Below are 3,001 nucleotides of genomic sequence, written 5' to 3' on the forward strand. Positions count from 1 at the left end.
GGTGGGGACGGGGTCGTGCCGCCGTCGGGCTCAAGGACCGGCGGTGTGGCGGGCGTCCCGTTGTCGGGAACCGGCACCGGAGCGGGCGGCTGGTTGGTCTGTGGATCGGAGGGGGGAAGGGGGGTGATTCCCCCACCACCCTGCTGCGGGGGCGTCGCGCCGCCGCCGGAGACGATGCCCATCAGCGTCCAGGCGAGATCCTGGAGGCCGGCGGTGAGCGCCGGGGACAGCGGCAGCAGGCTGTAATCGTGGTTGTAGGCATCGGCGAACAGCGGGTCCCCGGTCCGGTCGTTCGCCCCGTAGGCGCCGACCTGGTGCAGGAAATTGGCGTCGATGGCGTTCTGCCCCGCCGACAGGATCGTCACGTAGCCACCGAGCGGCGTCCCCCCCGACACGAGGTTGCCGGTGACCGTGTTGTTCGCCGGGATGCCGGCGGCGCCCGCCAGGGGAACCCATTCGATGCGGATGAAGCTCTCGCCGTTGGCGCCGAGCACACTGACGTTGTTGGTGACGGTGTTGTCGTGCCCGCCATGGATCATGACGGCGGCCCAGGCGGTGTCGCGCAGGAAATTGCCCGTCACCGTCACGCCGCTGGTCAGGTCGTCCAGATAGATGCCGTAGCCTTTGTAGTCGCGCAGCCACTGGCCGGTGCTGGTGGTGGCGATGCCGCCGGTGTGCTCGACCCAATTACCTTCGATCCGCGTGCCGGTGTTCAGGTTCGACCGTCCGAGCAGCTCGATGCCGCCGGAATCCGCCGTCTCCAGCCCCGTGTTGCGGACGCGGTTGTAAAGGATGGCGTTGTTCAGGCTGATCGTCGCGGTGTCCCAGTTCTTGACCGAGATGCCGTAGCGCGAGCTGTGGTCGATGTCGTTGTGGGAGATCACCGTGTCGCTGATCCCCGACGCCATGATCCCACCGGCGTATTTGCGCACCTCGCCGATGTGCTGGATGCGGTTGCCGGTGACCGTGTTGCCGATCGACTGGCCGGTCAGCGCGATGCCGTTGATGCCGAGATGGTCCAGGTAGTTGCCGCTGACCAGATTGCGGTCCGACCCCTGGGTCAGCCGGATGCCGGTGCCGACGTTCACGAAGCTGTTGCCGGCGATGGTGTTGACGTCGCCGTTCAGGACGTCGAGCGCGTTGCCGTCCGTCGTCGTGTTGGTGAAGGTCAGCCCCTGGATCGTCACCCCGTTGGCGCCGTTCAGCCGCAGCAGCGTGCCGAGCCGGGCAACCTCCACCCCGGTCCCGTCGAAGGTCTCCCCCGCCTTGATGACCAGCCGCCCATCCGAGGCGCGGTAGGCGAATTCACCCACCTGATCGACGTGGGCGCTGTTGCCCAGCAGCTTGAAGGTGGAGCCGTCGCGCATGGTGAAGGGCGCGTCGGCGGTGAAGGTCAGGGTGCGCGTCACCGTGTCGATTCCGGCGACCGTCAGGATCGCGTCCTGGAGCCGTTCGGTGTCGAAGACCTGGACCCGGCTTCCCGGCACCAGATCGGCGGTCGTGACGTCGCCCGCGCGGTAGCGCAGCGCGTTCTTGCTGGCGCCAGAGGCGCTCGCGTCGGCGATGAACCAGCCGGTGGTCGGGTCCTGCGGGTCGTAGGCGGCCTTTGAGGCCAGCCGGTAGCGCACGCCGCCGACGGTGATGTCCAGCCCCGGTGCGGCGGACAGGGGCGCCGACCAGACACCGTTGCCCTCATAGGTGAAGCCGGTGACCCGCTCGCCGCCGCTGAGGACCGCCTGCTCGCCCGGATAGCCCAGAATGCGGATTCCGCTGTCCGGCGCGCCGAGGCTGAGGGTGCCCGTCAGGGTGTAATCGCCCTCGCGGACGTAGGTGGTCTTGACGGTGCCGGCTCGCATGGCCGCCTGCGCCCGCTCCAGGCTGGCGAAGGGGCCGTCGGTGCCCTCGGCGTTCGGTTCGGCCAGCCGACCCGACCAGGCGTCGTTGCCGTTCTTCGCCACGTAGAAGGCGTCGCCCTGCGGGGCCGGGGCGTCCGACGCGCCGCCCTGGAACACCGGGGCGGCGATCTCCAGGGTGATGGCGCCGTCCTGGGTGGGCGTGGGGGTGGCAAGGCTTTTGCCGTTCACTGCCACGGTCCCCAACGACAGATCTCCAGCCCGCGTCCCGTCGGCGGGCAGGATCTGCACCGTGTGGGCGATGGACGGGTCGAGGGTCACGCCGAACGTGAAGCGTTCGGCGGTGTCGGACGCGGCCTCCGCCTCCCCGACCAGAGTGCCGTCCACCAGGACTTTGAAGCGCACCGGTCCCGTGGCGGTGGCGCCGAGCGCCGCCTCGACGGTGATGGGGATGGGGCGGGTGATGACCTCCTCCGGCTTGGGTGGGGGGCGGACCAGCGGGCCGCCGAACATCTCCTCCCCCAGCCCGAAGGACAGCAGTCCGCCCCAGTAGAGCCCGACCTGGCCGGGGACCACGTCCTTTCCGTCCACCGCGCCCTTGTCGTAGGTGACGCGTGCGTCGGTGGACTTGATCTCCTGCCCGTCGACGAGGATGGAGCCGACGAACAGGTTGCGATCCACCCCGTTCACCACCCCGTCGTTGTCATACCAGATCGAAATCCGGTGGGCCTGATCGGGATCGACCGTGGCGGTGAAGCGATAGGCTGTGCTGGAGGTGGCGGCAACCCATGCCTCGCCGATCATCACGCCGTCGACCAGCAGCCGGAAATGCGGCGCTTGGCCAGCGGACACGCCCCAGGCGTTCACGACGATCGGGATGTCGATGGTCCGTTGCGGGGGCGTGGACATGTGAGACCCTGAAGCCTGCGGGCGGGAGTCCGCCCGTCCCGAGGGTTGCGGAATGCTCCCTCACGCTTCAAAGCTGGCATACCACTATCGATAGGGTGTGTGACATTGGTCCCAGAATGGCCACAGCCGGGACACTGGTCACAGGTCGCATGGGAAGGGTTGCCGGGCTTTCTCGCCCGGATCATTGGGGTCTGGGTAGCAACGGAACAGGATTCCTAGGTAAGGGGCACTACACGAAG

1 protein-coding gene is annotated in these 3,001 nt (G+C 68.3%); it reads right to left on the reverse strand.

The window, feature by feature from the left end; all coding sequences use genetic code 11:
• Positions 1-2,762 (reverse strand): carbohydrate-binding domain-containing protein (locus DXK32_RS31755; protein ID WP_114862135.1); only part of this gene is annotated, 2,762 nt, incomplete at its 3' end.
• Positions 2,763-3,001: the final 239 nt, after the last annotated feature.

Source organism: Azospirillum brasilense (assembly GCF_003349955.1).
In the GTDB taxonomy this organism is placed as follows: Bacteria; Pseudomonadota; Alphaproteobacteria; order Azospirillales; family Azospirillaceae; genus Azospirillum; species Azospirillum brasilense_B.